1 protein-coding gene is annotated in these 1,235 nt (G+C 60.7%); it reads left to right on the top strand.

The window, feature by feature from the left end; genetic code table 11:
- Nucleotides 1-80: 80 nt before the first annotated feature.
- Nucleotides 81-1,183, top strand: a protein-coding gene (locus K7W03_RS27460; RefSeq protein ID WP_222888132.1) for an IS3 family transposase whose coding sequence is annotated in 2 segments (ribosomal slippage) — nt 81-342 and nt 342-1,183 — 1,104 coding nt in all. Because the reading frame shifts where the segments join, the coding sequence is not laid out codon by codon here.
- Nucleotides 1,184-1,235: the final 52 nt, after the last annotated feature.

Genomic DNA, 1,235 nt, shown 5'->3' with positions numbered 1-1,235 from the left:
TGATCTGATCCCGGAAAACTGGATCGCTTGGAGTTAGAGTTTTTCGCCGTAATCTCCCTGGCTGGGAGGAGCGAAAGACGATGAAGGCATCGAGATTTTCAGACGCCCAGAAGGCGTTCATTCTGAAGCAGGGCGCGGACGGCGTGCCCGTCGCGGACATCTGCCGCAAGGCGGGGATCAGCCAGGCGACCTACTTCAACTGGAAGAAGAAATACGACGGCATGCTGCCGCCGGACATGCGGCGCTTGAAGCAGCTCGAGGACGAGAATTCGAAGCTGCGCAAGCTCGTGGCGGACCTTTCCTTGGACAAGGAGATGCTGCAGGACGTCATCCGCCGAAAGCTGTGAGGCCTGCTCGTAAACGCGAGCTGGTGAACGGGGTTCGCAGTGATTGGGGCGTGTCGATCCGCCGGGCTTGCCGGGTTCTGGAAATAGACACCTCGACGTACCACTACAAATCCCGCCGCCGCGAGCAGGCCGGCATCGAAGCCCGCATCCGTGAGATCTGCGAGACCCGCGTCCGCTACGGGTATCGCCGCGTCCACGTTCTTCTTCGCCGCGAAGGCTGGGAGATCAACATGAAGCGAACACACAGGATTTACAACGAGTTGGGCCTCCAGCTCCGCAACAAGACGCCCAAGCGCAGGGTGAAGGCGAAGCTGAGGGAAGACCGCTGCGCGGCCTCCCGCGTGAATGATGTTTGGGCCATGGACTTCGTCCATGACCAGTTGGCGACGGGTCGAAAGATCCGCGTGCTGACCGTCGTCGACACGTTCTCGCGGTTCTCGCCGGTGCTGGATCCGAGGTTCAGCTACCGGGGTGAGGATGTCGTCCAAACGCTCGAGACGACCTGCGCCGTCGTCGGCTACCCAAGGACAATCCGGGTCGACCAGGGCTCCGAGTTCATCAGCCGGGACCTGGATCTGTGGGCCTACACCAACGGCGTTACGCTGGACTTCTCACGGCCCGGCAAGCCTACGGACAATGCCTACATCGAAGCGTTCAATGGGCGCTTCCGGGCGGAGTGTCTGAACACCCACTGGTTCTTGACACTTGCAGATGCCCGCGAAAAGTTGGAGGATTGGCGCAGATACTACAACGAGGATCGGCCGCACGGTGCCATTGGCAACAAGCCCCCGATCACGCTGATGAATCCCGGTGACGCACCCAGCCCGTCACCGTGACCAAGACCGAGAAACTCTAGCCCCAGGTGGTCCAGAGAATGGTGTCGGATCA

The sequence above is a fragment of the Sphingobium sp. PNB genome (assembly GCF_019873065.1).
GTDB classification, from domain to species: domain Bacteria; phylum Pseudomonadota; class Alphaproteobacteria; order Sphingomonadales; family Sphingomonadaceae; genus Sphingobium; species Sphingobium fuliginis.
The sequence above is the reverse complement of the archived record's forward strand: the minus strand, read 5'-3'. Positions and strand labels throughout refer to the sequence as shown.